This is a genomic window from Mycolicibacterium agri (assembly GCF_002553505.1).
Lineage (GTDB): Bacteria > Actinomycetota > Actinomycetes > Mycobacteriales > Mycobacteriaceae > Mycobacterium > Mycobacterium agri.
In genome coordinates this window covers 1-4,476 of record NZ_PDCP01000167.1, presented here as the reverse complement: position 1 = coordinate 4,476, position 4,476 = coordinate 1, and the positions used below count along the sequence as shown (strand labels likewise).

The following is a 4,476-nucleotide window of genomic DNA, read 5'->3' as shown; positions in this document are numbered from 1 at the left end:
TGTAGGCGATCATTTCGTCGCGGGGCGGTCGAGCTCGGCTGCGAAAAACGCAGACGCAGACTTCAAAATCTCGTTGGTTATCTGAGGCCGTGAGGAAGCTGTTCACGATGTAGACGACACGCGTTGGGAGGTGCCGGGAAATGCGTTGTGGACCAGTTATCTTCGGTGTCTGTGAGGAGTCCTGGGCTGCGGGTGCAGCCGGTGGTGATGCCGTTCGGCGATCCGCGGTCGTGGACGCTGGTGGATGCCGATGCGGCGGTGGTGGAGCCGGTCGAGGCGTTCTTGTCGCATCTGCACGCGATCGAGCGCTCACCGAACACCGTCAAGGCCTATGCCCATGATCTGCGGGATTGGTTTGAGTTCCTCGATCGGGGCGCCCTGGTGTGGTCGCGGGTGCGGCTGGAGGAGGTGGGCCGGTTCGTGGCGTGGCTGCGACTACCCGCGGTAGGGCGGGTGGGCAATGTGTCAGCGCTGCCGACGGCGGAGAGCATGTGCTCGGAGGCCACGGTGAACCGCAAGCTATCGGCAATCTCGGCGTTTTATGAATTCCATCAGCGCCACGGGGTGGACCTGGGTGATCTGCTGACGACCTGGCAGCGGCATAAGGGACATGGTGGATCGTGGCGGCCGTTGCTGGCGCACTTGGGATCCGGCCCGGAGCGCACGAGGCGGATCCGGTTACGGGCCGAGCGGCGCATCCCGGACACGCTGGACACGAAGCAGGTCGCGGCGATCGTGGCGGCGTGTGCTCGGCTGCGGGATCGGTTCCTGTTTTCCCTGCTGGCTGCATCGGGGCTGCGGGTTGGTGAGGCGTTGGGGTTGCGGCACAGCGACATCGACGCGGCTGCTCGGCTGGTGACGGTGGTGCCGAGGGTGAATGCGAATCGGGCCCGGGCCAAGGGCGGGGGTCGGCAGGTGCCGGTGCCGGGTGCGGTGATCCGGCGGTATGCGGATTATCTGCATGGCGAGTACGGCGAGCTGGACAGCGACTACGTGTTCGTCAACTTATGGTCAGCTCCCATCGGATATCCGTTGACGTATGCCAGCGTCTACGATCTGGTCTGTCGGTTTGCGGGAGCGGACAGGAATTATGTTCGGGCCGCACACTTTTCGCCACTCGTATGCGACAGAGTTGTTGCGCCGCAAGGTGCCGGTCGAGGTGGTGGCCCATCTGTTGGGGCACGCGTCGATCGCTACGACCAGTGACGCGTACGCGCATCTGAAGGTAGAGGACACGCGCCGGGCGTTGGTGGCCGCGGGGTGGCTGGCGGACCGGGATGGGTCATCGTGAGCGTCGAGGCGCTGGCGACGCCGATCGAGTCCGGCTGGGTTGCGCGTTTGGGCGCAGCGGTGCGCCAGGAGTTTCGGGCCGAGGTGCTGGTGCCCGCCGTGGCGGATCCGATTCTCGGGTCGCCCGGGTGCGCGGTGCCCGGGTGTGTGCGTTCGAGCCGCTACGCCGGGCTGTGCCCGGCCCATCTGGGCCGGTGGAGAAAGGCTGGTCGCCCAGACCGGCACGGGTGGGTCAAGACCGCTGATCCAGAGGTGATGGGGTACCGGCCGCTGCACTCGTGCCTGGTGCCCGATTGTGGTTTCGGGCAGCATCGGTATCGGTTGTGCTACAGGCATTCCCACGCCTGGGACAAGGCCGGACGCCCAGCGGTCGATCGGTGGAAGCCGGACGTGGCCGGCACACCGGCAGCGGTGTGCGCCATCCCGGGGTGCGCGTTGTGGGCCGAACTGGACGCCGGTTGGTGTCATTCCCACCACCGGCGGTGGCGGCTGCGTGGTTGCCCGTCGGCGGCGGAGTTCATAGCCTACTGCGCCAGCTACGGCGAGGATCGCTTCGACTTGCGGCCGCTTGCGCCGCAGCTGCGGCTGGAGATCGGCTACGCGTTGCAATGTCGGGTCGACGCGAACCGGACCCGCACCACACCCCGATCGATCAAGCCGCTGCTGGACCATCTGGTTGCCAGTGGCGCCGAGTCGCTGCTGGAGCGGCCGCTGGCCGAATGGCTGGCCGGGCTGCCGGCCGCGGCGTCGGTCAACACGCCGCGCGCGTTCCTCGGTTACGCGATCGAGTGCCTGCTCGATTTGCGCGACGGGACCGGCTGGGACAGCGAATACCAGCGTGACGTGTGGCGGCTACGGCGGCTCGGTGTTTCCGGCCATGACGGGGCCAAACTGGATTTCACCGCGGTGCACCCAGTCTGGCTTCGAGAGCTGGCCAAACGATGGTGCCGGTGGCGCATGTCGTGCGGAGTCGGGCTGGGGCAGCTACGCAGTGATCGTCTCGCGCTTGTTCGTTTGTCGCAGTTCACGCCCGGACTAGCGAGCTCGTCGGGGCCGGACGCGCTCGACCGGGCGGCGCTGGAGGCCTACCTGGCTCGATTGGCCGTTGAGATCCCGCACCCGAAGACCCGCAGCGCCGAGATCGGCTGTGTGACTGGGTTTCTGCACGCCGTTCGCCAGCACCGGTGGGCATCGCTGCCGGCCGAGGCGCAGCTGTATCCCAGCGACCAGCCCCGCCGTGACGAGACACCGGCACCGCGGGCGATTCCCGAGTTCGTCATGGGTCAGCTGGAAAGCCCAGCCAACCTCGACCGGATCAGCGACCCGCGGATCCGGCTGCTGGTGGAGGTCCTCATCCGCACCGGCCTGCGCATTGGCGACGCCACCCGGCTGGCGCTGGACTGTCTGGTCCGCGATCCGCAGGGCGCGGTCTATCTGCGCTACCGCAACCACAAGATGCGTCGTGACGCGGTGGTGCCCATCGACGACGAGCTCACCGCCATGATCCAGACGCAGCAGGAGCGCACCCGGCAGCGGTTTCCAACCGCCGCCGTGTTGCTGCCGCGCAGCAGCGCCAACCCCGACGGACGGCTGCCCATTCCCACCGCGACGTTCCACCTCCAGCTTGGGCAGTGGCTCGAAACATGTGGTGTCACAGACGAACTCGGTCAGCCAGCGTATGTCACCGCTCATCAGTTCCGGCACACGGCAGCCACACGATGGATCAACCATGAGGTGCCGCAAGAGGTGGTCCGACGCCTGCTCGATCACACCAGCCACACCATGACCGCCGTGTATGCCCGACTGGCCGACACCACCATACGAGAGCAGTGGGAACGCGCCCAGAAGATCAACATCCGCGGTGAACCGGTCGACATCACCGTCGACGGGCCCCTCGCCGATGGCGAGTGGATGAAGCAGAATCTTGCCCGCGCGAAAATGGCGCTGCCCAACGGCTATTGCGGTCTACCGCTACAGAAATCGTGTCCGCACGCCAACGCATGTTTGACGTGTCCGCTGTTCATCACGACCGCCGAATTCTTGCCCCAACACCGCAAGCAGCTCGATGACACCCGCGCGTTGATCTCGCGTGCTCAAACCGACGGCCACACCCGCCTGGCCGAGATGAACCGCACGGTCGAAACCAACCTGCTCACCATCATCGCCACCCTCGAAACCGACCAACGCGACTGCCGGTGCGCTGCAGCGGACAGCGAAACATGCTGCGGAAAGGAATCATCCGATGCGCCATGACAACAGCCACCACCTCCTCGCCGCTGCCCAACGCCGCCGCGCCGACACCCTCGAACGCGCCCGCAAAGCCCTGCAGGAACTCGACCAGACCGGCCAGCGGCGCACCGTCATGCAGATCGCCGCCCACGCCGGCGTCTCCCGCTCATGGCTGTATGCCCAGCCCGAACTGCGCGACCAACTCCGCCGACTGACCGCCATATCGGAGACGCCCGAGCCGGCACCTGCCCGAATCGAGCGCGGCTCCGACGCCTCCCTGCGCCAACGCCTCACACTCGCACACGAACGCATCCGCGAACTCGACGACGAAAACCATCAACTGCGGAACCAGATAGCGCTCCTGCACGGACAGCTCCGCGCCAACCGCATCGCCGCCACCCAGGTCACGGACACCGTCCACGACACAAACCCCCAGCTCACGCCCCTAAACAGTCAACCCAGCCCAAGATAACGTTGGCTCTGCGCAAGTCAGCGACCTCACGCTTGAGACGACGGATCTCGGCATGCTCAGAGCTGGTCGTGCCCGGACGTTCACCGGCATCGACCTGGGCCTTGCGCCGCCACCGGCGCACCGACTCCTCCGAGATACCCAGTTTGCCGGCCACAGACTTAATCGCCTCAAACTCCGATACTTCCGAGGCCTCCATCGTGGTGTCCAACAACCGCAACGCACGCTGCCGAAACTCCGGCGAATACTGACGGGGCATGTTCTCGATCCTCCTATAAAGATCGGAACAAAACCTGGGGCGGTCCACTCAACCCCTACCTCTGAACCCGCCACTTACACAGACAACTTGACAGGCTCCTGCGGGCTTGCAGATCACCACCTTGGCTGCCACCGTGCCCCGGAACGCCTGGCATGCCGCGGTCAGCTCGGGTGTTCGTGCCCGCCACCGCCCGACCGCGCCCTCTCCATCCCAAACGAACACCCGAGGA

At 66.1% G+C, this 4,476-nt stretch carries 3 protein-coding genes and 2 pseudogenes; 3 read left to right on the top strand and 2 right to left on the bottom strand.

Features of this window, described 5'->3' with window-relative positions; translation table 11 throughout:
• Nucleotides 1–207: 207 nt before the first annotated feature.
• The 3 genes and pseudogenes from CQY20_RS33225 (at nucleotide 208) to CQY20_RS33215 (ending at nucleotide 3,991) form a co-directional block, all read left to right on the top strand.
• A pseudogene (locus CQY20_RS33225) lies at nucleotides 208–1,291 on the top strand (tyrosine-type recombinase/integrase).
• The gene (locus CQY20_RS33220) at nucleotides 1,288–3,543 is read left to right on the top strand and encodes a tyrosine-type recombinase/integrase (protein WP_234816534.1); all 2,256 of its coding nucleotides are present in this window, start codon (nucleotides 1,288–1,290) and stop codon (nucleotides 3,541–3,543) included. The pseudogene CQY20_RS33225 and the gene CQY20_RS33220 overlap by 4 nt, the downstream one beginning before the upstream one ends.
• The gene (locus CQY20_RS33215; protein ID WP_097945514.1) at nucleotides 3,533–3,991 is read left to right on the top strand and encodes a DUF6262 family protein; all 459 of its coding nucleotides are present in this window, start codon (nucleotides 3,533–3,535) and stop codon (nucleotides 3,989–3,991) included. Before CQY20_RS33220 ends, CQY20_RS33215 begins: the two co-directional genes overlap by 11 nt.
• On the opposite strand, the gene CQY20_RS33210 is transcribed toward CQY20_RS33215, so the two are convergent.
• Nucleotides 3,957–4,247, bottom strand: coding sequence for a transposase (locus tag CQY20_RS33210; protein ID WP_133119201.1), 291 nt, complete (start codon nucleotides 4,245–4,247; stop codon nucleotides 3,957–3,959). The genes CQY20_RS33215 and CQY20_RS33210 overlap by 35 nt on opposite strands.
• 99 nt (nucleotides 4,248–4,346) lie before the next feature.
• Nucleotides 4,347–4,476: pseudogene (locus CQY20_RS35835) on the bottom strand (IS21 family transposase); the annotation flags it as partial.